Below are 211 nucleotides of genomic sequence, written 5' to 3' on the forward strand. Positions count from 1 at the left end.
TCAGCACCTGCTCCGCATTGTCCGCAAACCTCACCGCTCGGCGCGTATGCGACACCCAATAGGCCGGATTACTTGCCTGCTCCTTGGTAATCCATTTCCCCGTTTCGTTAGATACATAAGGAAGCTGCGGTGCAACGAGCTTTACACGCTTCAAAGCCTCTTCCAGTTCCCCCAGCACGGCTTCCATCCGCGAGGAATGAAATGCGCTGCC

The 211-nt window shown here is 55.9% G+C and carries 1 protein-coding gene; it reads right to left on the reverse strand.

The genetic code is table 11. The features are described 5' to 3' along the window. A partial coding sequence (locus LCF57_RS28200; RefSeq protein WP_226001341.1) for a hypothetical protein occupies positions 1 to 211 on the reverse strand: 211 nt, incomplete at both ends.

The organism is Paenibacillus sp. BJ-4 (assembly GCF_020404765.1).
Classification (GTDB): Bacteria; Bacillota; Bacilli; order Paenibacillales; family Paenibacillaceae; genus Paenibacillus.